Genomic DNA, 23,155 nt, shown 5'->3' with positions numbered 1-23,155 from the left:
AATCTGCCCTGCCAGTAGGCCGCTGAACAGAAGAAACATCTGGATTCTATACTCTATTGCATCAGGGGGGCAAAAGAACCCGCAGCCAACACAAATGCAGCTTCAAGTATCATGGATTCACTGATACTTTTTCGTCCGCCGTGTGGGGGCAGCATTAGCCGGATCGTCGGGCCATACATGCTTTGGATAGCGGCCCTTCATCTCTTTTTGCACCTCGCGGTAAGCACCCTGCCAGAATGCCGCCAGATCGCCGGTGACCTGTAGCGGGCGGTGCGCTGGTGAGAGTAACTCAAGCACCATGGGGATGCGCCCCTCCGCCAACATTGGGCTGCGCTGTTCACCGAACACTTCCTGTAAACGCACTGACAGCACCGGCGGTTTACCGACGTGATAACGGATCGGCAGGCGGCTGCCCGTCGGCACGGTGTAATGAGTGGGTAACGCATTATCCAGCCGCTGTTTTTGTTGCCAGTCCAGCAAGCGGCTCAACGCCTCAGCGATATTGACTTGCTGCAACCCACGCAAGTCACGCACGCCGTTCAGCGATGGCAGCAGCCATTGTTCCAACCCATCCAGCAAAGCTCCGTCGTCCACAGGTGGCCAGTTGGCCACCTGTAGCCAGCTTTGCGCGCACTGCAATCGTCGCCGTAGCTGTTTGGCGGCGGTATCCCAGTGAAGCACCGCCAGCCCCTGTGCGCGCACCCAGTCGAGCAGCGCTTGCTGTAGCGCCTCATCCGCCGGTTTAGCCAGCGGCTGGGTGCATAGCGTCAGGCTGCCAATCTGCTGGCGTTTCCAGGCACGCAGCCTACCCTTTTCTTCGTCCCATGCCACAGTCGTTTGCTGTGACACTATGGCCGGCAGTTGCGCCACCAATGCTTCCATCTCCACCGGCAGCGCCAGCAGAATGCGCGCATCCGGGCTGTTATCACTGTGCAGCAGACGGGGAATTATCAGCCAGGCCGCACGCGACAAGGCTTCATCCTGATCCATCGCTGCCCCAATTCCGTTGGCTAACAGGTAGCGACCATCCTGACCACGCCGCTGAGCGATGCGATCGGCAAATCCATGCGCCAGCAGGCGTGCAGCCAAATCCATGTCGAGCTGTCCCAGCCGCTGCGAAAAGCGTCGGGAAAACTGACCGGCGCGGCGCTGCCAGTGCGGCTGTGGGTGGCTTAGCCAATAGCCAATGTCCTTTTGCCCGCTACGCGGTGGCTCTTCCAGCAGGGCGGCCAATGCTGCCGCTGTGGCCAGACCATCGGCACCCAACATCGCCCCGGCGGTCAGCATCGCCGCCAAACGCGGTTCACATCCCAATGCGGCCATCTGCCGCCCCTGAGCGGTTAATTTATCACTGTCGTTGGTGGCACCCAACTGGCGTAGCAACACTTTAGCCGATGCCAGCGCCGCCGCTGGCGGCCGATCGAGCCAGGTCAATTGAGCCGCATCATGGCAGCCCCATTGCAGCAGCTCAAGCCAGAAACTGGCGAGATCGCTGTGCAAGATCCCCGGTGATGCCTGTTCGGCAGCGCGTTCCGCCTGCTCTTTGGCAAACAGGTGCCAGCAAATACCTGGCTCCAGACGCCCAGCTCGGCCAGCACGCTGCACCATCGATGCCTGGCTGATGCGCTGCGTCACCAGCCGCGTCAAGCCATTGCGCACATCATAGCGCGCTACCCGTTCCAGACCGCTATCCACCACCAGCCGGATGCCTTCGATCGTCAGGCTGGTCTCGGCGATGTTAGTTGCCAGCACCACCTTGCGCCGCCCGGCCTCTGCTGGTTGGATCGCTCGCTGTTGCTGCGCCAACGGCAACGCGCCATACAACGGGCACAGATCGGTATCACCGGGTACCTCGCCGTTAAGGCGTTCCAACACTCGGTTGATTTCCGCCACCCCCGGCAGAAACAACAGCAGTGAGCCAGATTGTTCTGCCAACAAACGCTTTACCGCCGCCGCCGCACCGTCTTCCAACCGTTGATGGCTAGCCAGCAGTGGGTACTGGCGATCAACCGGAAAACTGCGCCCTGCGGAGACCACGACCGATGCTGTTGGCAACAGTTGCACCAGCCGGGCGTTATCCAAGGTCGCCGACATGATCAACAGTTTCAGATCATCGCGCAGCCCCTGCTGTATATCGAGCAGCAACGCCAACGCCAGATCAGCCTGTAGGCTGCGTTCATGGAACTCGTCGAGGATCACCAGTGAGACGCCCGGCAGTTCAGCGTCCTGTTGTAGCATGCGGGTGAGAATGCCTTCAGTCACCACCTCTAGCCGGGTCTGCGGCCCACTTTTACTTTCTGCGCGCATACGGTAACCCACCGTTTGGCCGGTTTTTTCACCCAACTGTTGTGCCAACCGGTAGGCAACGTTTTTCGCCGCTAGCCGCCGTGGTTCCAGCATGATTATACGGCCTGGCAATCCGGCTTTGGCCAGGATTTGCAGCGGCAGCCAAGTGGATTTGCCAGCACCGGTCGGGGCATGCAGTAGCACCTGCGCAGCAGAGTGTAGCGCAGTGAGCAATTCATCCAGTACCGCGCTGACGGGCAATGAAGACACAGAATTCTCCGTGGTGGTTAACATTAAACGGCGTACATTGTAGCATTACACCCAGCATTTCATTATTTACTGGGTAGCTATGTCCAACGTGTTTTTCGCTTTGCTCTTGTCTGAAGCACTGCCGCAGCAGGTGATGAGCTGGCGTGCCGCAACCTTTTCCTTATATCAGTGGTTTTTTGTCAACGGTTCTCCCCCGTTCGAACAATGGCCTTTGGTTCATCAGGCAGCCGGATGATTTTTACCCCGCCGCTACGTTGCGCCACGCTGATTAAGCGTTACAAACGCTTTCTGGCGGATGTCATTACCCCAGAAGGGAAAACGTTAACACTGCACTGTGCCAATACCGGTGCCATGACTGGTTGCGCCACGCCGGGTGATATTGTCTGGTATTCCACTTCGGACAACCCCAAGCGCAAATACGCCCACAGTTGGGAGCTAACGCATACCCAACAGGGTGATTGGATTTGCATCAATACGCTGCGTGCTAACACTCTGGTGCGTGAAGCCATTGAACAGAATTTAATCAATGAATTATTTGGTTACAGTAAAATATGCGGCGAGGTGAAATACGGCAGTGAGAATAGCCGTATCGATTTGTTATTACAGGCAGAAAACCGGGTTGACTGCTATATTGAAGTGAAGTCAGTGACGTTGCTGCAACAACAATGTGGTTATTTTCCTGATGCGGTAACGCTAAGAGGGCAAAAACACCTGCGTGAGTTGTTCAGCGTGATTGAACGTGGTCAACGGGCAGTGTTGTTCTTTGCCGTGTTGCACAGTGGTATTGAACAAGTCATACCTGCACATCGCATAGATGCACGTTATGCGGCATTGTTGGCACAAGTGCGCAAATTGGGAGTCGAAGTCATTTGTTATGGCGCTAAATTATCACCTGACGGTATATCTCTGCACAATAAGTTACCGTTTTTTATCGATAGCAGCAGTCAAACATGAAGAAGTTGACAACCGGTTAGCACATCGTCAGGTACGTCTCCCTTAACAGCATTGTCAAGAGGGCGATAGGAATAATTGCCAACCTACCTTCCTTCTGTTATTTATAGCGGCCTGTTTTTCCCCGTATTGGGGATTCAATAGCGCGTATGTATTGTATGTAGGAGAAGCAACATGCAAGAAGGGCAAAACCGTAAAACCTCTTCCTTGAGCATTCTCGCCATCGCTGGGGTGGAGCCATACCAAGAGAAACCAGGCGAAGAGTACATGAACGACGCCCAGTTGTCGCATTTCAGGCGTATTCTGGAAGCATGGCGTAATCAGCTTAGAGACGAAGTGGGGCGTACTGTATCGTATATGCAAGACGAAGCTGCCAACTTCCCTGACCCGGTTGACCGGGCCGCGCAGGAAGAAGAGTTCAGTCTCGAACTGCGTAACCGTGACCGTGAACGCAAACTGATCAAAAAGATCGAGAAAACGCTGAAGAAAGTGGAAGACGAAGATTTCGGCTACTGTGAATCCTGCGGCGTGGAAATTGGCATTCGCCGCCTTGAAGCGCGTCCAACCGCTGATTTGTGCATTGACTGCAAGACCTTGGCAGAAATCCGCGAGAAACAGATGGCTGGCTAATAAAATTATATACCCTAAATAATTCGAGTTGCAGTAAGGCGGCAGCGCAGCGACAAATCGGTCAGGAAGCAATTTGAACCACACTGGCGCAGGGCCGCAGACTAAACCTCAGGGATGAGGTTTATTAATCCCCAGGTGCTCACACCAGTAACAGCCTATCCCTGTAGGCGTACATTATTGCAGCCAGTTTGCACAGGGACAGCGCGCAACAACCGCAGCGTACACGCAGTACGTGAAGAGGGTGAGCACTGCCCAGAACCAAAATGGCAAATAAAATAGCCTAATGGGGCAGGTTCTTGGTGACTGGGGTAAGCAAGGAAAGCTAACGCACAGGCAACTTGAAGTATGACGGGTATACTCTAAATGATTGGTGGCATCAAGGCAGCAAAGGCGTACATCCCGATGAGCTTTTTTTAGTCAGTGATTTTCACAGCCTACACCGATGCAGCTTCAAATATGACGAGTAGATCACCGCTGCGTGCGCCGCACAGAAAAAGGGGGAGCCTTTCCTCTCTGATATGCAAGAAAGTCATTATGTGGGGCGCTTTGCCCCCTCGCCCTCTGGGGATCTGCATTTTGGTTCGCTGATTGCCGCTCTCGGAAGCTACCTCCAAGCCCGCGCCCGATGCGGGCAGTGGTTGGTGCGCATTGAAGATATCGATCCCCCACGCGAAGTCGCCGGTGCTGCCAGTCGTATCTTATCCGCACTAGAACATTATGGTCTTTTCTGGGATGGTCAGGTCATTTACCAATCCCAACGTCATGATGCCTACCGTGCCGCATTGGATCTGTTGCAACAGCAGGGGCTATGTTATTACTGCACCTGTCCGCGTAGCCGCATTCAGCACATCGGTGGCCTGTACGATGGCCACTGCCGCGATTTGCATTTCGGCCCACAGGGTGCCGCCATCCGTTTGCGTCAATTCGCTCCGGTCTATGCGTTTCATGATGGTTTGCAGGGCGAACTACGCACCGATCCGGCGCTAGCCAGCGAGGACTTTATCATTCGCCGCCGCGATGGGCTGTTTGCCTACAATTTGGTGGTGGTGATCGACGACCATTTCCAGGGCGTTACCGAAATCGTGCGCGGTGCCGATTTGATCGCGCCGACGGTGCGTCAGATTGCGTTGTATCATCAGTTGCAGCTCCCAGTGCCCTCTTACCTGCATCTGCCGCTGGCGCTGGGTGCCAATGGCATCAAGCTATCGAAGCAAAATCATGCGCCTGCGTTGCCCGGTGGCGATCCGCGCCCGGTGCTGGTTGCCGCGCTGAAATTTCTATGCCAACCGTTGCCGGAAAGCTGGCAAGATCTTGACCTGTCGTTATTATTGAGCTGGGCAGTCGCGCACTGGAAGCGGGAAAACGTGCCGTCCCAGGACGCTATCGCTCTGGTTAAAAACACATCGGCATTCTCAAAGGAGCCAGGGTGAGCTATGATTAGCCGCAATTTTTTGTCAGTTCCATTTTTATCCGTCACTAACGAGGTGTACCATTTTTACCCGAGTAGCCAATTTTTGCCGTAAGGTACTCATCCGCGATGACAAACTGCCCCGCGATGAAACGCCGGTCAGCGATAAAAACCTAGCCTGCGAAACAAGCGAGGCGGCAGAAGCACGCCGCACGCCGCCACAACGTTCCGCTAATCATGGCAGAGCAACAGCCCCAGCCCGCCGCTCTGTGGCGCGTAAACGTCCGCCGTTTCCCGCCACGCAAGGAACTGGCTCTATGACCACCATCCCACGCGAACAGCATTCGATCTCACGCAAAGACATCAGCGAGAACGCGCTGAAAGTGCTGTACCGCCTGAACAAATCCGGCTATGAGTCCTATCTGGTCGGTGGCGGTGTGCGTGACCTGTTATTGGGGAAAAAACCGAAAGATTTCGACATCACCACTAACGCCACGCCAGAGCAGGTACGCAAGCTGTTCCGCAATTGCCGCCTGGTGGGGCGCCGTTTCCGTTTGGCGCATGTGATGTTTGGGCCGGAAATCATTGAGGTCGCCACCTTCCGTGGGCACCATGAGCAAACCCCGGAATATGACAAGAATTCTTCCCAGCAGGCGCAAAACGGCATGCTGCTGCGCGACAACATTTTCGGTTCTATTGAAGAAGACGCTCAACGCCGTGATTTCACCATCAATAGCCTGTACTACGGCGTGGCAGATTTCACGCTGCGTGATTACGTTAATGGCCTGCGCGATTTGCAGCAGGGCGTGATCCGCCTGATCGGCGATCCAGAAACCCGCTACCGTGAAGATCCAGTACGCATGCTGCGCGCGGTGCGCTTCGCCGCCAAGTTGGGCATGACTATCAGCGATGAGACCGCCGAGCCTATCCCGCGCCTAGCCTCGCTGCTGCACGAGATCCCACCCGCGCGCCTGTTCGAAGAATCCCTCAAACTGCTACTGGCGGGCTACGGCTACCCCACCTATTTGAAGCTGTGCGAATACCAACTGTTCCAGCCGCTGTTCCCGCTGATTGCGCGCCACTTCACGCCAAATCACGCCACACTGATGGAACGCACGCTGGTGCAGGCGCTGAAGAATATCGACCACCGCTTGCAGAACAGCATGGGTGTCACCCCGGCGTTTTTGTTCGCCGCCATGCTATGGCATCCGCTGCTGGAGCACGCGCAGAAATTAGCGCAAGAAAGCGGCCTGGGCTATTACGACGCCTTCGCGTTGGCGATGAACGATGTGTTGGATGAACAGTGTCGTTCACTGGCCATTCCAAAACGCATCACCGCACTGGTGCGCGATATTTGGCAGTTGCAGCTACGCCTAACCCGCCGCCAAGGCAAGCGCGCGCACAAGCTGATGGAGCACCCACAGTTCCACGCCGCCTATAATTTGCTGGCGCTGCGCGCCGAAGTGGAAAGCAATCAGGAAATGCTGCACTTGTCCGAGTGGTGGGGCGAGTTCCAGCGCGCCACGCCAGCACGTCAGAAGGCCATGCTCAATACCCTTGGTGACGAACCAGCACCGCGCCGTGTGCGTCCGCGCCGTCGGGTACCGCGTAAAAAGGGAGCATAATGTTTCGCGCTTATATCGCGCTGGGTAGCAACCTGGCACAGCCGCTACAGCAGGTTAACGCCGCTCTGGAGGCACTGGGGCACCTCCCCCGCACCAAGTTGATCGTTTGTTCATCTTTTTACCGCTCCAAGCCGCTGGGGCCACAGAACCAACCGGACTTCCTCAACGCGGTGGTGGCGTTGGATACCCTGTTGCCGCCTGAACAACTGCTTGATCACACTCAGGCGATAGAACGTCATCAAGGGCGCATACCTAAGGATGAACGTTGGGGGCCACGCCTTCTCGATTTGGACATCATGCTGTATGACGATCAAGTTATTGACACCGATCGCCTAACGGTGCCGCATTATGGCCTGAAAGAGCGTGAGTTCATGCTCTATCCGCTAGCTGAAATCGCCCCCGATATCGTCTTCCCAGATGGCGAATCGCTCGCCAACTGCTTGAAACGCGTGCCGGAAAACGGCATGGTGCTGTGGCATCAAGCAAAATAATCCCTTTTCTTTCAGCAAAATTCGCATCAGCGTCCTTTTGCCGGTTGAACGACGCTACTCACCCCGCTAAGGTTACAGCTGAATTTTGTGCTGCCAAGGTTCTACGCACGCCGCACAGTTTTACTCAGGAAACGTAGTGACGAAACCCACCACCATGAGCCATTTGCGCCAATGGAAACTGGAGCAACGCAAGTTTTCGGCCCTTACCGCCTACGATGCCAGCTTTGCCAAATTGTTTAGCGAGCAAGGCGTTAACGTCCTGTTGGTCGGCAATTCGCTGAGCATGACGCTACAGGGCCACAATTCCACGCTGCCAGTCACTGTTGCCGCCATCGCCTACCATACCCGCGCAGTGCGCCAAGGCGCGCCAGCCTGCTTACTGCTAGCCGATCTACCCTTCATGAGTTACGCCACCCTGGAACAGGCCTTCACCAATGCCGCCGAGCTGATGCGTACAGGGGCCAACATGGTGAAGTTGGAAGGTGGCAATTGGCTATGCGAAACGGTGAAAATACTTACCGAATGCGCAGTGCCGGTATGCGGCCATTTGGGGCTGACACCACAGTCAGTCAACGTTTTTGGCGGCTACAAGGTACAGGGACACGATAAGCAGGCTGGCATGCAACTGTTAGTGTTGGCACGCCAAATCACTGAGGTGCCGTCCATTCCGGTCATTGGCGTCGGTGCGGGTAACGCTACCGATGACCAGATCCTGGTGATGCACGATGTTTTAGGTATTATCGGTGACCACACGCCGAGATTTGCTAAAAACTTCCTGGCGTACAGCAGCGATATCCGCACGGCAGTGCGGCAATATATCCAGGAAGTAAAGCAAGGCCTTTATCCGGTGGAAGAACACTCTTTGAATTAACAACAGGTTTAACCTATCCCATTAGGCGTACATTGTTGCAATCCATTTGCATAGGGACAGCACGCAACAACCGCCGCGTATATAGAATACGTGAGGATGGTGAGCACTGCCCAGGGCCAAAATGGCAAATAAAATAACCTAATGAGATAGGTTCTTAATAGGTGTGATAGCGGTGGCCAGTTCCCGATGTGAGGAGAGCGGCACCGGCCAATCACCCACAGGCAAGTAAAATGGCCGATCAAAGGAGTGCCTAATGATTATTATTGAATCCCTGCCATTGCTGCGCCAACAGATCCGCCGCTGGCGTCAGGACGGTAAGCGTATTGCGCTGGTGCCGACCATGGGCAACCTGCATAATGGCCACATGATGCTGGTCGATGAGGCGCACGCCCGCGCCGATGTCGTGGTAGTGAGCATTTTCGTTAACCCGATGCAGTTCGAACGACCGGACGATCTGGCGCGCTATCCGCGCACGTTGCAGGAAGACTGTGAGAAGCTGGCCCGTCGCGGTGTAGATCTGGTATTCGCACCAGTAGCGAGCGATATCTACCCACAGGGGCTGGAACAGCAAACCTACGTCGATGTACCGGGCATTGCTACCATGTTGGAAGGGGCCAGCCGCCCCGGCCATTTCTGTGGCGTCGCCACCATTGTCAGCAAGCTATTCAATTTGGTGCAACCAGATCTAGCCTGCTTTGGTGAAAAGGACTATCAGCAGTGGGTACTGATCCGCAAAATGGTGGCGGATATGGGCTACGATATCGACATCGTCGGCGTGCCTACCGTGCGTGCCAAAGACGGCTTGGCGCTCAGTTCGCGCAACAGCTACCTAACCGCAGACGAGCGTAAAATCGCCCCGCAGCTCCACATGATCATGAATGCATTGGCGCAGCAGTTGGTCAACGGCGAACGCCACATTGATGAAATGCTGGAACAAACGACAGAGCAACTCCGTGCCGCCGGTTTTACCCCGGATGCGCTGTTTATCCGCGATGCCGATAGCCTACAGCCACTGATAGCCGATAGCCGCCGCGCGGTGGTATTGATGGCCGCTTGGTTGGGTCAGGCACGTCTGATCGACAATCAACAGGTTGATCTGACGCTGTAAGCCATTTTTTGTGCGAGCGTCACTGTGTCGATGCGCTGGAAAGCAGGCAACAGCGGTAATCGGGGCAATAAGGATCAGAGGTCAAGGATGCTGAACAGATGTTTAACTCAACGCCTGTGAAGGCTGATATTCAATTAGGTAAAGTTATGATACGTACTATGCTGCAAGGCAAGCTACATCGGGTGAAAGTCACGCAAGCCGACTTGCACTACGAAGGATCCTGCGCCATCGACCAAGATTTTTTGGCGGCCACTGGCATTCTGGAATATGAAGCCATCGATATTTATAACGTTGATAACGGCCAACGCTTCTCCACTTATGCCATCGCTGCCGAGCGTGGTTCACGCATCATTTCGGTCAATGGCGCGGCAGCACGCTGCGCCTGCGTCGGCGATAAGCTGATCATTTGTTCCTATGTCCAGATGAGCGAGGCCGATGCCCACCAGCACCATCCCAAAGTAGCCTACTTCGAGGGTGACAACCACCTGCTGCGCAAGGCGAAAGCGCTGCCAGTTCAGGTCGCTTGAGCATCATAACGGGCGCATCATCCGCCCGTTATTTTCTCATTGTACTGCCCGCCTACCCCAGTTGGTTTGCTATCCGATCGGCCATGGTATGGATGGCGTCGGTGCGCAGAATATACAGCCGCTTCAATGTATAGGGGTTATCCCCCGGTTTCACCTTGCCTTGCACCGTAGTCACTGCCATATGGAATCCGGCCTCTTTTGCCGCCTGAATCGCTTGTTGGTTATAGCCACCAAACGGATAGGAAAGGTACAGCACATGCGGGGTAAACTGCGACAATGCGCGGCGGGAATGCTCAAAATCAAACTCAATATTATGCTGCGAACGACTCAGCAAGATCGGCTGGCGGTTGCCGTTAGTGCGGTGCAGGAAGTGGCTATGCGACTGCACGTCAAACACCGTTTGGATCTGCTTAAGCTCCGAAATACTCATGAACTGCAACGAGTCTGGGTTCCACTTCTGCGGATGGCGCTTAATGCGTGAAGAGATGATAAATGCCGTGGCGCGAAAACCGTAATGCTTCAGTACCGGGTAAGCATAGCGATAAACCGACTTCAACCCATCGTCGAAAGTCAGCACCACCGCTTTCCCCGGCAGGTTGATCTGGTTTTTTAGGTAAGCTTCCAACTGATACAGCGAGATAGTGTCGTAACCTGCCTGTTTGAGGTAAGTCATCTGGTTGCTGAACGCCACATCCGAGGTGGTGGTCGAGGTGTGACGGAAGCGTTGATTCTCTTCGTTCTTCAGTAGATGGTGATAAGTCAGCACTGGGATGCCATTGTCGATCTCGCCATCCTGTCCGCTGACGTAGGCTAGCCGCTCGCCAATGTTGATCTCATACCAGGTATTGTTCTGCCGATCCTGCAGCTTGCCGATGAGCGGATAGCGTAGGTTTTCTTCAAGCCGACCGAATACCTCGCTACCATTATCCGCGTCGGTATAGACGTTGATCGCCTTTTGGGTGATCACATTTTGATTGGTCGACGGTTTGTTCAACTCGCTCAGATGGTCTTGTAATTTGCGTGTTTTTTTCAGCCCGCGCACATCGTTTTTATCAATAAAGCCGGTACCGTGACCAAATTTGAACGCGTAGTATTCCGTTTGCGTCGGGAACACCTGGATCAGTTGCCCGCGCTTCACTTCCCCGACCGGGATCACATGCTCGCCGATCCGCGCATAGACCTCGCTATTGCGTTGCGTTTCCATGTATTCAGATTGAACAGCGCCGTCTTTCGACAGCAGGTTCGCCAAGCTCGCTGGAGAAATCAGCACCAATAGGATGCCAAGTAGCCCAGCCGTCATCTTATGTTGAGACCGCATGATGATGTTCTGCTTATGCGTGTGTAATAGCAAAAGTGGGATACCAGCATAGCACGATTTGAACAGCGGGAAGAAAGGGGTTATTTGAGCCATTCTATTGAATTATTTAAATCAGTAACAGCACCCCGGCAGACAATCCCTGAGGCGCACAACGATCAACTGCGCAGGCCACAGCCACGTTCAATCAGATACCAAGACAACAGATAGAATACCACGATAAACCCCATCAACACTGCCATGGTGAAGACTAACGACACATCGCTGATACCGAGGAAACCATAGCGGAAACCACTGATCATATAGACGATCGGATCCAGCTTGGACACCGCCTGCCAGAATGGCGGCAGCAGCGTCAGCGAATAGAACACTCCGCCCAGATAGGTCAGCGGCGTCAGTACGAAGGTCGGGATCAGGCTGATGTCATCGAAAGTGGTGGCGAACACCGCATTGATCAACCCCGCCAACGAGAACAACACCGCCGTTAGTAGCAGTGTCAGCACTATCGCCCACCAAGCGTACACGTGCAGCGGCACAAAAAACAGCGAGATGATGGTGACCAGCATGCCAACGCAAATGCCACGCGCCACGCCGCCACCAACATAACCTGCGATCACCACATGGGTCGGCACCGGTGCCACCAACAGTTCTTCAATATTGCGTTGGAATTTGGCGCTGAAGAACGACGAGGCAACATTGGCATACGAGTTGGTGATCACCGCCATCATGATCAGGCCGGGAACGATAAACTGCATATAACTGAAGCCGTGCATATCCCCGATGCGTGTACCGATCAAGTTACCGAAGATAATGAAATACAGCGCCATGGTGATCACAGGCGGCACCAAGGTCTGGATCCAGATGCGCGCAAAGCGGTGGATCTCTTTAGCCCAGATGCTTTGCAAGGCCACCCAATACAAACGCATCATGCTTTTTCTCCATTACCATTAACCATAGTGATGAACAGCTCTTCCAGCCGGTTAGCTTTGTTGCGCATGCTCAGCACCTGCACGCCCTGCGCGCTTAATTGGGCGAACAGGCCGTTCAGCCCCTGCTCACGCATCACTTCCACCTCCAGGGTAGCGGTGTCAGTCAGGCGGCTGTGGTAACCATTTAGCTGCAGCAACGGGCTTTTTGCCGCCAGATCGAGGATGAAGGTTTCCGATTTCAGCTTAGAGAGTAGCCCTTTCATCGAGGTATTTTCCATCAGTTCGCCGTTTTGGATGATGCCGATATTGCGGCACAGCATCTCCGCCTCTTCCAGATAGTGAGTGGTGAGGATAATAGTGGTGCCCTGAGCATTCAGCTCTTTCAGGAAGCCCCACATTGAGCGGCGTAGTTCGATATCTACTCCGGCGGTTGGTTCGTCGAGGATCAGCAGTTTGGGCTGATGCATCAGCGCACGAGCGATCATCAAACGGCGCTTCATGCCGCCGGAAAGCATGCGCGCACACTCATTGCATTTATCCCACAGATCAAGTTGAGTGAGGTATTTCTCCGCGCGCGCCAGCGCTTCATGCCGCGTGACGCCATAGTAGCCCGCTTGGTTGACCACAATCTGCGTTACGGTCTCGAACGGATTGAAGTTAAACTCCTGTGGCACTAGCCCAAGTTGGCGTTTGGCGTTAACGATGTCTTTATCGATGTCATAGCCAAAAACCCGCACTGTACCAGTGGTTTTGTTGACCAGCGAGCTGATAATGCCGATGGTGGTGGATTTTCCAGCCCCGTTTGGCCCCAGCAGGGCATAAAAATCCCCGACCTCAACATTCAGATCGATACCACGCAATGCCTTTACACCACCGGCATAGGTCTTGGTCAGTTGCGATAATTCCAGTGCATAATTCATATGTGAAAGAGTACCTTATGACGATAAATAGGCCATCGCATCTGGGCGTAAAGATGATCTTATCATCGGCCGCATTTTCACTAGGTCGAATCCGTGCGGAAAAAATAGCATCGTTGTTCCGATTTCCAAATTGTGACGCTTGCCCTATATTACCCCCCAATGCAATCTGTTCGTTACAGGTCAATAACCTATATGAAAGAAATCAAAACACTTATCGCCAATAACCAGGCTTGGTCAGACCGTATCAATAAAGAAGATCCGAAATTTTTTGAACGTTTAGCACAGTCGCAAAAACCCCGTTTTTTATGGATAGGATGCTCTGACAGCCGCGTTCCCGCAGAACGCTTAACCGGTTTAGAGCCAGGTGAGTTGTTCGTTCACCGCAACGTGGCCAACCTGGTGATCCACACCGATCTCAACTGCCTGTCGGTTGTACAGTACGCCGTCGATGTGCTGGAGGTTGAGCACATCATTATCTGCGGCCACCTCGGCTGCGGCGGCGTAAAAGCCGCAGTGGAGAACACAGAGCTGGGGCTGATCAACAACTGGCTGCTGCACATCCGCGATCTGTGGTACAAACACAGATCGCTACTGGGTGAATTTGCGCCGGAACAGCGCCTCGACGTGCTGTGCGAGATCAACGTCATTGAACAGGTATATAACCTGGGCCATTCCACCATCATGCAGTCCGCTTGGAAACGCGGGCAGAAAGTGATGATTCACGGTTGGGTGTATAGCATTCAGGATGGCCGCCTGCGCGATCTGGATGTCACCGCTACCAGCCGTGAAAGCCTGGAGATGGGCTACCGCAAAGCGCTAGCCACCCTGCAACAGGATAAAGGTTTATAATCCCACCACCGGCGCAACATACGACCCCCTCAGCATATTACTCGTCCAGCAACACCACTTTGCCGATGTAGGGCAGATGGCGGTATCGTTGGGCGTAGTCGATACCGTAGCCCACCACGAATTCGTCTGGGATTGAGAAACCCACGTACTCCACCGGCACGTCCACTTCACGGCGTTCAGGCTTATCCAACAAGGTGCAGATCGCCAGTGACTTCGGCGCGCGTAACGCCAGGATTTCACGCACTTTATTCAGTGTATTACCGGAATCAATGATATCTTCAACGATCAACACGTCTTTACCACGGATGTCTTCATCCAGATCCTTGAGGATCTTCACATCACGGGTAGTGGACATGCCGCTGCCATAGCTGGAGGCAGTCATAAAATCGACTTCGTGCGGCACTGCGATAGCACGGCACAAATCAGCCATAAACATGAAGGAGCCACGCAGCAGACCGACCAGCACCATATCGCTGCCACTGTCGCAGTAATGTTCAGTGATTTGGCGGCCAAGTTCGACGATACGGGTGTTAACTTCCTGCGTGGAAATCATTACGTCTACAATGTGTTTCATAATGTATATATCTCACTGATTTTTATCAGTTAAATTTTTACTTGCTCTGCCATCTTCAGCAATTAGTGATACACCGATTGATATACGAATTATTGCACAAAGCCGAAATGATGCAAAAGCATGAGTACGATAGAGAAGAAGGCGGCGAGTATACCAGTTGTGGAGAGACATTGTTAAAGGAGAAGATGGCAAGGTCAGTGTAACGCTGTGGGCGTCCCCGTGGTGATGGGGTTGCAGAGTCATACCCTGCCTGAATAGCTTCTTTGTCCAACCAGAAGGTGATGGCACCCGGTTGATGAGGGCTTTACTGTAGAGGCCCCAGTGGGTGATTCTGAACGTCTGCTTTGCCACGGGACTGCCTGTATTGTCAGGGGGATGCGTGATCTGATCCTGGGCAGAGAGCGTTCATATTTCTGTGTCACGTTAAAATATCATTACAACGTCATCACTTTATCGAGGCGAGAGCGTTTGGAAATTGTGTGTCTGCCTGTTTTGATATGTTCACTCCAACTGCGCAGACAGGCAAATTATGGACGAAAAGAAACTCAAAGCCCTTGCGGCTGAACTGGTTAAAGGCCTTAAAACTAAAGCCGATCTTAATCAGTTTTCCCGTATGCTGACGAAGTTAACCGTTGAAACTGCGCTAAATGCTGAGTTAACTGCTCACCTCGGGCACGAGAAAAACGCAGCCAAAACAGGCTTTAACACCCGCAACGGCTACTCATCTAAAACGTTGCTCTGTGATGATGGCGAGATTGAACTGAGCACGCCACGCGAACGCGAAAACACCTTTTAGCCCCAGTTCATAAAGAAAAATCAGACGCGCATTACGCAGATGAACAGCCAGATTTTATCCCTATACGCCACAGGGATGACAGCCCGCGAAATCGTCGCCACCTTCACAGAAACGTACGACGCTGACATATCCCTCACACTGATATCTAAAGTCACCAATGCGCTTAAAGAACAGGTTACTGAGTGGCAAAATCAGCCTCTCGATTCGCTGTATCCAATTGTTTAATATTGACATTATCGTGGTTAAAGTTCGTCACAGCGGCAGCGTGATTAACAAAGCCGTGTTCCTTGCTCTGGGTATTAACACCGAAGGACAGAAAAGGTAACCCGTCAAATATGTATCCAGGTATTGACTGTATTGACGGAGAAAGTACCTGAACGACATCTTTCAGCCAACGATTACTAAAATTTCTAAGGTATTAGCGTCAAGGAGCTGTCAGCTGGGGGCGGAACGACACCATAAATTTTTGCGGCAAGAATAGATAACCATTGAACGATTTACCATTTCCCTTTTCTCAGTAAGATAACTCAACGTTACCAACCTAAAACCCTTCCCTTGGCGCAAGGTCAAGCATTTCACCACGACGCTGCCAGCAAGACGCAATAAAATTTAGTGCCTTTGCAGGCAAGTGTGGTAACGTCTGCTGACGATGACCAAGTCTATTTTTACGATGAAAAAAACAACGTTATTGCTGCTAATGCTTTCTATGCTGGGGTTCTCTAAGGCCAGTCTGGCGCTGAATGACTTCGAAGTGGAAGATCTGGCCGATCTGACAGCGGTATTTATTTACCTGAAAAATGATTGTGGTTACAACTATTTACCGAATACCCAAATCAAACGCGCTATCGTTTATTTCGCCGAACAAAATCGCTGGGATCTGAGCAATTATAATAGCTACAATATGAATTTGCTGGGCGAAAACAGCTATCGCGACCTCACTGGTATCGCTATCTCTACGCCTAACAAGTGTAAATTGTTGGCACGCGACTCACTAAGCCTGCTGGCCTATGCCAACTGATCGGGTGCCTCCTGTTCCTTTCATCTTCCTACCTTGGCCTAAATCAGGCATGCTACTGGGCAGAGTGACGCCAAGATAATATCCCGCCTCTGTGATGTGTCACAAAGGCGGGGTGCCCCTATGCTGAATACTTCACAATGAAAGAGCGATAATTTTTCAACACCAGCAGGAAATCCTCAATACCACAGCATGCACGGCTTTCCTGGTCATAGTAATTCATCCCCTCTTCCATTTCATCGCCTGCGAACGCCAACTGATTGGCGCAAATCATCACCTCTTCGCTGTCCATCAACAACGTATACTCATGGCCTGCTAGCAGCCATGGGCATTCGCTCCCTTTCACTGCCACCGCAGCGTCCTCAATGCGATCCAGCAGATTAAAGTCACCGTTGAGTTCCTCATTAATCCAATGCCCCATCGCCTCATGCCCCATCGAAAATCTGACTATTACCTGACCGGTGACGTCACGCAGAAATTCATAATCCATCTCCCCTCCTGAGTGCTTTTTATTAAATGACTCACTGATTAGCGGGAGCATTTGAACAGAAACTGACCGCTTCACCTTGTTAAGAGCATCAAAACCCTAAAATGCACCGTTACGAAGTATGTTCTCAAGCAAGCACTGATGTTCAACCAGTCAAGAACATAACCGGTACCCTTCGCCATCTTGGGTAAAATAACCAATAATGCTTAGAGTCTACAATGAAGAACGTTCTCTTCTGTCATCGTTTATGACCAAAAGTGCACAGGGTATCTTTATCGGGTAATGCCTTCAATGAGGAGGATGATAGGGTATGCTGCTATTTGAGGTTTCCCTGTAGATGCCGTTACTGTTTTTTTGTCCTCGCTGCCATTAAGATGATGTTTAGCGAAATGGCCTTAGCTCTATCGCTGCCCGTCCTCCAGCTTTCCTACACCGATGAAACCCGAAAGCGCGGCGTTAGGTTAGTATGGCTTTCAACGGCATGGGGTGCGCGATTGTCAAGAAGGCTTAAGATTGGCTCCCCCATTACGGCCATTGAGAGAGCCTTAGGCCATGGTACACCAATACGCCTGGGCGATAATCGCAGCACGAAGGTTGAACGCATTCAGTTCCCTCGGACTGAACATTGCACTCGGTGGTGGCCTACCGGTCGATCGTATCGCCAAAACCCAGACCCCAGGAGCATCCAGCAAAACCTGCCCTGTCGGCCATCGTCGTCACTCAGCGTGCCTGGCTCAGTGTGCTTTCATTGATGCTAAACGTTAGCCCGCCCCAAAAGAGCTAATCCGCACTCATCACCAACACCGCTCTGCCAGTAAAATCGCCGGTGTTTACCGTACTGTTAGCATTTTTAATCAGTACAAACTCAAACTGGCTGCTGCCGATACCCTTGACCAGTTGCGTATGTACTGAATCCCCCGGTTTCACCAACTGGCCATTCTCGAACATCTGTACACCAAGATTGTCATTGGAGGTTTTAATCGCATCATTGGAGAATGTGGCTCTGTCAGCCGAAAGCGTAATAGCGATCGACATTGATACCGGGTTCGTACAGTTATAAGGGACGTCCACCTGCCTTCTGAACTGGCTGTCAGAACTGTCGCTGATCAGCGACCATCTGTTGACACGGCCAAAATCAACATCAATATTGCGGCCATTGTTGATTTCGCAGCTTCCCGAGGTAAAGATGGCGTCATTATCGGCGACAATATTCCAAGTAAAGTATTGTGGATCTATCGGGCCGCCGGTTGTAGTGGCGTATTTATGCAACTTCAGGATAGCCAGCGTTTCTCCTTTGCTGATTTTTACCATCTTGCCGGGGTCCTCTTTCATCGTATAAAACACCTGTATCGGGACAATATGGTAGTTGCCATCGCCCCCTTTCGGCAGGGTAAGAACGTTTACCTCCGGTAGCGGAAAGCTGTATTTTCCGCCGTTAATATAGGCCCCGGTTTCAAATTCGGGAGGTAGAGTGGTAGACGAGGCATTGTCCTGGGTATACATATAGTCGTTGTAGTAACGCGGAAGATCGTTTTTACATTCGTAATACTTCCCAATATCAATAATCACCTGTTCACCAGGCGTAACAGTTCGGCTTATTGGCACGGTGACCGATGAATCTCCCCCCTTGAGGATTTTCCCAGTCTGCTTATTGTGGCAGGTATATGCCGATGTTTTAAAGCTGAAAAAGAATAATAAAGCAGTAGCAAGAAGGCCGGGGATAATACGTGTCGTTAATCGGATAAATCGCATCGGTTTTTCCATTACTCATAGCTCGGTCTGAAATTAATGACCGCCTAGGCTCCCCGGCGTTCGGTGTTGCCGGAGTGGCACAGCGTAGTAGGTCAGTTGCGCATTTCACGGGGTAAAACTGGGGAGCCTACGGCTCCCCCCTGGCGGGCATCGCGACTCTGATCGTCCAGAACACACAGAACGATGCCGGAGACACCGTTGAATTGCATCAGTGCCAGTTGTTGCAGGTCGCTATTGCCAATAAAACTTAGTGCCTATCCCTATTGCCGCCAGTTTGGACACAGACAGCGCGCAACAACCGCAGCGTACAGGGAAACCCATGAGGATAGTGAGCACTGCCCAGGGCCAAAATGGCAAATAAACTAGCCTAATGGGATAGATTCTTAGCGTCACCACCGACTGCTGGGGATCTCATACCCATAGGCGGTTCTGCGGGCTTTCTCCCACCATTGTGCAGTGACGCAGGTAAGGCTGAAGGCGACTAGCGTGCCGCGAACGCCAACGTGTTTCCGGCTCGACAGGGGGTAGCACCTATGTCCAATTCCTGACGTGCTGATTCTAGGTTAACATGCCCGGCCTGCGCTTTCACCGGGTATAGCAGCACGGCAATCGCACCTGACCTGACGATGCATCGCCTGTGACAGACTTCCTGATGCCCAGTTCCTGCCATCGTTCTCTCCTCCGGAATGGCACCGTGGGCTGGTGCCCACACCCCATCTGTGTTGCCCGTTAACTATCCGCCAGCCTCAGCCAGCGTTCTACTTAGCCTGGCAGGTTCTCTTTCACGTTACAGGTAGCTGCGTTGCAGTTAAATATCAGCTTCGGACGTCCGCCAAAATCGTTGATATAGGTGAGCACCGGACTGCTGCCGAGGGCTTTCGCACTCAGGTTAAGCAGCGCTGAACTCTGTGGAGCAATCATCAGCGGATTAAAGCTAGCGATATCTTCCCTGCTCTGAGCGGTTTGTGCCGCGACAATTGTGACGAAGTAGGGTGTTGGGTTGGTTATGCGATACTTATCACCTTCCCGCGTCAGCATCAGCTTTTGCTGCCAAAGGCCACTGTAACCATTCTGGCCCGCTTGCAGTTTAGCGGGTCTGAAGAACAGCTTGATGCGGGTCTGTAGTGCAATTTGCAGCATATTAGGTTTTTCACTGCGTGGTGGAATTTCACGCAAATTGAAGTAAAACAGGGATTCGTGATCCTGCGGCAGCGCATTCACCGCTGGGGTAGCTTGGATTTTTACCTGGCTTTTTCCCCCCGGCTCCACACGTTGCAGGGGGGGAAGTACCATCAGGGGAGACTCAATTTTATTCCCTTTGTCATCTTCAATCCATCCCTGCGCCAGGTAGGGCAGTTCTCTATTCTGATTACTGAGATTCAGGCTAGTAGAGTGATTTTCGCCACCGAAAATTATGCGGGTGCGATCGAGAGCAATGGCCGCGCTGGCTTGCTGTACGCCCGTAAGCAGGGTGGCAGTCGCCATGGCCGCTGCCATCAAAAGTTTTATCACTGTTTTGCTCAATTTATCACCTCATTAGCTTTTACCAGGGAAAGGAGCTTAACCCGGTGCACGTCATCTTTTATTTGGCCGACACTTACAGACCATTCTCTTTTTCCGCAGCAGCATCTGCTGCCACGTTGCTTCGGACTGCGTTGCACGGCAGCAGCAGGTTGCTGGTCAACGGCGGTAACCGTTCGGGCAGAGAAATGGCACACTGCGTTTTGCCATCCCAAAGTACGTGCATTGTCTCTCCGGGTTTAATACCGATTATCCACACACTACCATTATCGTTAACAATCCCGGTTTGGTAGCGTTTTTTGTTCACCACGGTGGCACCAAAGGGGGGGGCGGATCCATCGGTTAGCCTGATGGTAGCCATCGCCTTTTCTCCAGAAATCACGCCAAAGCGGCGGTAGCCAACGGCACCTTCAGTGAGCGTGGCCTGCACCACTGAACGCGTGGCATCAACATTATCTGGCAGAGCGTTGATATCCACCGAGAGGCTGTTGCGATAGTAACTGTTCACGTCACTGCTAACCGCTTTACCGAAACGGTTGCTGTGGCTAATACCGCCATAGCCACGTATCGGGACATCGTTGACTCCGTCGGTATCCACCATTATTCGAGTGCCTCCCAACGCATTAATCCGATGCATCACGGCACCCTGCAGCGTTGCAGTGATCCCCCCCTGTAAACCAAGCCCTACCGAGGAGTATTGTCCGCTCTCGTAGCTGGCATTCGCGATCAACTGTGCCATATCACCGTCATGGGTAAAGTAGCCACTGGCCGTTCCACGCCCCTGTTGTGCGACACCGCTCTTGACGTTGTACGAGTTGTTATCGTCAATACGATCAGAATAGCCCACCATATTGCTGCTACCGTTGCTATTGCTGCTACCGCTGCGGTTGTAGTGTCCGTCATAGGTCAGGCTACCGGTGTTGCCCCACGGCACGCTCAGGCTGAGTAACAGGCTATCATCAATATGGTTGTTATAAAGGTTGCGATAGGCCGAAAGGTTGATACTGACATTACTCACACGTCCAACATTGAAATAGCGAGATAAGGACAGATTATAGCTATCGTTAGCCGGAAGATCCCAGTAAGTCCGATGGCTATAGTTGATATAGGAACTGATGCCCATATCCGGGAACTGCTTATTAAAGGTGACAGTGAAAATTTCTTTACTGCTACCGTGGTTATTACCATGATAGCGTGTATCGAGATACTGCCCCATGCTCAGATAATTGCGATCAGGGAAACGATAGTCGGCAATAGTCACCTGGCTGTCATACTCGTCAAACCGTTTTGAATAGCTCAGGTGGAATGCACGGCCACTCAGCATGCCCTGTTGTGGCAGGGTGCCACGCGAACAGGTCACGTCAAACGACAGCGCACCGAGCGACAATAAGTCGCGCCCAACCCCCACAGCCGCAGTGTTATAGTCTGCTGCCAGCATAGCCCCACCGTATAGTGACCAACTGTTATTGAGCCCCCAAGAGAACTCGCTGGTGGCGAAACCCGTTCCCTGGGTGTTATGCTTCAAGTGAGAGGGTTTACCCAATGCTAATTTGTATCGCAGTTGGCCCGGACGGGTCAGATAGGGAACGTTGGCAGTTCTGATCTGGAAGGTACGACTGGTTCCATCCTGTTCCTGGATCTTTATGTCCAGCGTACCGGAGGTAACCGAGTTGAGATCCTGAATACGAAACAGCCCGGAAGGTACGGTTGTTTCATAGAGCACGCGCCCTTGCTGGCTTATCGTTACTTTTGCATTGGTTTTGGCCACGCCGGAGACTTCAGGCGCGTAGCCGCGCAGATTGGGTGGTAGCATATTGTCGTCGGAAACCAGGCTAGCACCAAGAAAGCGGAAGCTGTCAAAGACGGTAGAGTTCAGGTAGCTCTCCCCCAATCGCAGCTTGGCACGCAGTGCGGCAATCGTCCGATAAGCATCGTAGCGGCTTATATCCCAGTTGTTGCTGCTGTTGCCTTTTTTGGTCGAACGATCGTAATTTCCCTGCCAGTCAGCACGCAAACGCCATGCACCGAGGTTAAACCCGGTGGTGCCATTACCGCTAAGAGTCTGGCTGTCGTGACCTTTTGTTATGTGGCTGGTGTGGGCGTTAAGGTTGTAATCGAACAGCAACGCGCTGATTCCGTTATCCCAGCGTGAGGGGGGATCCCAGTTATCAGCGACGTACTCTAGATACGCCTGCGGCACGTTAAGGTATAGCGATGAGCTACCCAAATCACCGCGTGCGGACATCCCTTTCAGAGAATCTAACTTCAGACACTGCCCGTTCTTCCACCAGCGTAATTCCCGGGAGGCAGCGGCGGTAAATCCGAGCTGTTTGACCAAATCCGATGTCAGACAGGGCACACTGCCCTTGGGATCGTCTTCGGGCGGCATAAACGTGATGTTCTGCTCGCGCAATTCGTTTTTGTTGATCCTGACAACCATCTGATACTGCCCCGGCATCAGGTAATCAGCCCGGGAGAAATCACTAAGATCGATTTTTCTGCCGTCTTTGACGTCCAGAAAATCAGTATTGAACTCGATTGTCTGTACAGACCACGCCGGATTATTAACCAATGTAACTAAAGCCAGCAACGCTGAAAGGGGGCGTACAGCAAAATAGCGATAGACATTCATTATTAATAGCCCAACTTGGATCGAATAATGCCAGCGTAGGAGCTGGCAAGCAACGTCTGGCGATGGCTGACCAGGCACAGCATGTATTCAAGATTTACATTACTAGGTTGCAGTTTGCCAACGGCTAAAGGCTGACCGGGATCGGCGAGATTGCCATTGGTATCAGCAAGTTGTAGTCCTACAGTTCTGCTCTCTGTA

At 52.6% G+C, this 23,155-nt stretch carries 21 protein-coding genes and 1 pseudogene; 12 read left to right on the top strand and 10 right to left on the bottom strand.

Going from position 1 to position 23,155, the window contains the following annotated elements; all coding sequences use genetic code 11:
• Positions 1 to 117 precede the first annotated feature (117 nt).
• Entirely contained in the window at positions 118 to 2,580 is a 2,463-nt protein-coding gene (gene hrpB / locus SYMBAF_RS03290; protein ID WP_152609021.1) for an ATP-dependent helicase HrpB, read from the bottom strand.
• Between the two features lie 55 nt (positions 2,581 to 2,635).
• On the opposite strand from hrpB, the gene SYMBAF_RS03285 reads away from it, so the two are divergent.
• From SYMBAF_RS03285 to panD, 9 genes are all read left to right on the top strand, one after another.
• Positions 2,636 to 2,791 (top strand): hypothetical protein, encoded by a 156-nt coding sequence (locus SYMBAF_RS03285; RefSeq protein WP_160289769.1) that lies wholly within the window; start codon positions 2,636 to 2,638, stop codon positions 2,789 to 2,791.
• Positions 2,788 to 3,510: a DNA/RNA nuclease SfsA gene (sfsA, locus tag SYMBAF_RS03280; protein WP_040263174.1), complete on the top strand. Its 723-nt coding sequence runs from the start codon at positions 2,788 to 2,790 to the stop codon at positions 3,508 to 3,510. The genes SYMBAF_RS03285 and sfsA overlap by 4 nt, the downstream gene beginning before the upstream one ends.
• 171 nt (positions 3,511 to 3,681) lie before the next feature.
• Positions 3,682 to 4,137: an RNA polymerase-binding protein DksA gene (dksA, locus tag SYMBAF_RS03275; protein WP_006709099.1), complete on the top strand. Its 456-nt coding sequence runs from the start codon at positions 3,682 to 3,684 to the stop codon at positions 4,135 to 4,137.
• A 518-nt stretch (positions 4,138 to 4,655) separates the two neighbouring features.
• On the top strand, positions 4,656 to 5,567 hold the full coding sequence (gene gluQRS, locus SYMBAF_RS03270) for a tRNA glutamyl-Q(34) synthetase GluQRS (protein ID WP_040263177.1): 912 nt from the start codon (positions 4,656 to 4,658) through the stop codon (positions 5,565 to 5,567).
• A gap of 61 nt (positions 5,568 to 5,628) precedes the next feature.
• Positions 5,629 to 7,170, top strand: a complete 1,542-nt coding sequence (gene pcnB, locus SYMBAF_RS03265; RefSeq protein ID WP_082026822.1) for a polynucleotide adenylyltransferase PcnB — start codon at positions 5,629 to 5,631, stop codon at positions 7,168 to 7,170.
• The gene (gene folK, locus SYMBAF_RS03260) at positions 7,170 to 7,661 is read left to right on the top strand and encodes a 2-amino-4-hydroxy-6-hydroxymethyldihydropteridine diphosphokinase (protein ID WP_006709096.1); all 492 of its coding nucleotides are present in this window, start codon (positions 7,170 to 7,172) and stop codon (positions 7,659 to 7,661) included. Before pcnB ends, folK begins: the two co-directional genes overlap by 1 nt.
• Before the next feature lie 154 nt (positions 7,662 to 7,815).
• Entirely contained in the window at positions 7,816 to 8,532 is a 717-nt protein-coding gene (panB, locus tag SYMBAF_RS03255) for a 3-methyl-2-oxobutanoate hydroxymethyltransferase (protein WP_040263182.1), read from the top strand.
• Positions 8,533 to 8,785: 253 nt separating this feature from the next.
• On the top strand, positions 8,786 to 9,640 hold the full coding sequence (gene panC / locus SYMBAF_RS03250; RefSeq protein WP_040263184.1) for a pantoate--beta-alanine ligase: 855 nt from the start codon (positions 8,786 to 8,788) through the stop codon (positions 9,638 to 9,640).
• A 146-nt stretch (positions 9,641 to 9,786) separates the two neighbouring features.
• Positions 9,787 to 10,167 (top strand): aspartate 1-decarboxylase, encoded by a 381-nt coding sequence (gene panD / locus SYMBAF_RS03245; RefSeq protein ID WP_040263476.1) that lies wholly within the window; start codon positions 9,787 to 9,789, stop codon positions 10,165 to 10,167.
• Positions 10,168 to 10,219: 52 nt separating this feature from the next.
• Here the strand turns inward: panD and SYMBAF_RS03240 are convergent, their stop codons facing one another.
• From SYMBAF_RS03240 to SYMBAF_RS03230, 3 genes are all read right to left on the bottom strand, one after another.
• Positions 10,220 to 11,485 carry a polysaccharide deacetylase family protein gene (locus tag SYMBAF_RS03240; RefSeq protein ID WP_040263478.1) on the bottom strand — a complete coding sequence of 422 codons (1,266 nt, stop codon included), beginning with the start codon at positions 11,483 to 11,485 and terminating at the stop codon, positions 10,220 to 10,222.
• A gap of 155 nt (positions 11,486 to 11,640) precedes the next feature.
• Positions 11,641 to 12,411 carry an ABC transporter permease gene (locus SYMBAF_RS03235; protein WP_040263186.1) on the bottom strand — a complete coding sequence of 257 codons (771 nt, stop codon included), beginning with the start codon at positions 12,409 to 12,411 and terminating at the stop codon, positions 11,641 to 11,643.
• Complete coding sequence (locus tag SYMBAF_RS03230; protein ID WP_040263189.1) at positions 12,408 to 13,331, bottom strand: ABC transporter ATP-binding protein; 924 nt, start codon at positions 13,329 to 13,331, stop codon at positions 12,408 to 12,410. The genes SYMBAF_RS03235 and SYMBAF_RS03230 overlap by 4 nt, the downstream gene beginning before the upstream one ends.
• Before the next feature lie 192 nt (positions 13,332 to 13,523).
• Here SYMBAF_RS03230 and can point away from each other — a divergent pair, with 192 nt between their 5' ends.
• Positions 13,524 to 14,180 (top strand): carbonate dehydratase, encoded by a 657-nt coding sequence (gene can, locus SYMBAF_RS03225; protein WP_040263191.1) that lies wholly within the window; start codon positions 13,524 to 13,526, stop codon positions 14,178 to 14,180.
• A 37-nt stretch (positions 14,181 to 14,217) separates the two neighbouring features.
• On the opposite strand, the gene hpt is transcribed toward can, so the two are convergent.
• Positions 14,218 to 14,754, bottom strand: coding sequence for a hypoxanthine phosphoribosyltransferase (hpt, locus tag SYMBAF_RS03220; RefSeq protein WP_082026823.1), 537 nt, complete (start codon positions 14,752 to 14,754; stop codon positions 14,218 to 14,220).
• Positions 14,755 to 15,283: 529 nt separating this feature from the next.
• Between hpt and SYMBAF_RS03210 the strand changes: the two are divergent.
• Positions 15,284 to 15,869: pseudogene (locus tag SYMBAF_RS03210) on the top strand (transposase); the annotation flags it as partial.
• 351 nt (positions 15,870 to 16,220) lie between these two features.
• Positions 16,221 to 16,568: a YacC family pilotin-like protein gene (locus tag SYMBAF_RS03205; protein ID WP_040263480.1), complete on the top strand. Its 348-nt coding sequence runs from the start codon at positions 16,221 to 16,223 to the stop codon at positions 16,566 to 16,568.
• Between the two features lie 118 nt (positions 16,569 to 16,686).
• Here the strand turns inward: SYMBAF_RS03205 and SYMBAF_RS03200 are convergent, their stop codons facing one another.
• The 5 genes from SYMBAF_RS03200 to SYMBAF_RS03180 all read right to left on the bottom strand — a co-directional run bounded on the left by SYMBAF_RS03200 (position 16,687) and on the right by SYMBAF_RS03180 (position 22,957).
• The gene (locus tag SYMBAF_RS03200) at positions 16,687 to 17,055 is read right to left on the bottom strand and encodes a YacL family protein (protein ID WP_006709432.1); all 369 of its coding nucleotides are present in this window, start codon (positions 17,053 to 17,055) and stop codon (positions 16,687 to 16,689) included.
• A gap of 777 nt (positions 17,056 to 17,832) precedes the next feature.
• Positions 17,833 to 18,816, bottom strand: coding sequence for a fimbrial protein (locus tag SYMBAF_RS03195; RefSeq protein WP_082026824.1), 984 nt, complete (start codon positions 18,814 to 18,816; stop codon positions 17,833 to 17,835).
• 469 nt (positions 18,817 to 19,285) lie between these two features.
• Complete coding sequence (locus SYMBAF_RS03190; protein WP_152609022.1) at positions 19,286 to 19,474, bottom strand: hypothetical protein; 189 nt, start codon at positions 19,472 to 19,474, stop codon at positions 19,286 to 19,288.
• A gap of 92 nt (positions 19,475 to 19,566) precedes the next feature.
• Positions 19,567 to 20,301: a fimbria/pilus periplasmic chaperone gene (locus SYMBAF_RS03185; protein WP_052447631.1), complete on the bottom strand. Its 735-nt coding sequence runs from the start codon at positions 20,299 to 20,301 to the stop codon at positions 19,567 to 19,569.
• Between the two features lie 100 nt (positions 20,302 to 20,401).
• Positions 20,402 to 22,957 carry an outer membrane usher protein gene (locus SYMBAF_RS03180; RefSeq protein ID WP_160743751.1) on the bottom strand — a complete coding sequence of 852 codons (2,556 nt, stop codon included), beginning with the start codon at positions 22,955 to 22,957 and terminating at the stop codon, positions 20,402 to 20,404.
• Between the last annotated feature and the right edge of the window lie 198 nt (positions 22,958 to 23,155).

The sequence above is a fragment of the Serratia symbiotica genome (genome assembly GCF_000821185.2).
In the GTDB taxonomy this organism is placed as follows: Bacteria; Pseudomonadota; Gammaproteobacteria; order Enterobacterales; family Enterobacteriaceae; genus Serratia; species Serratia symbiotica.
Note: the sequence above shows the minus strand (reverse complement) of the source record. Positions and strands in the feature narration are given on the sequence as shown.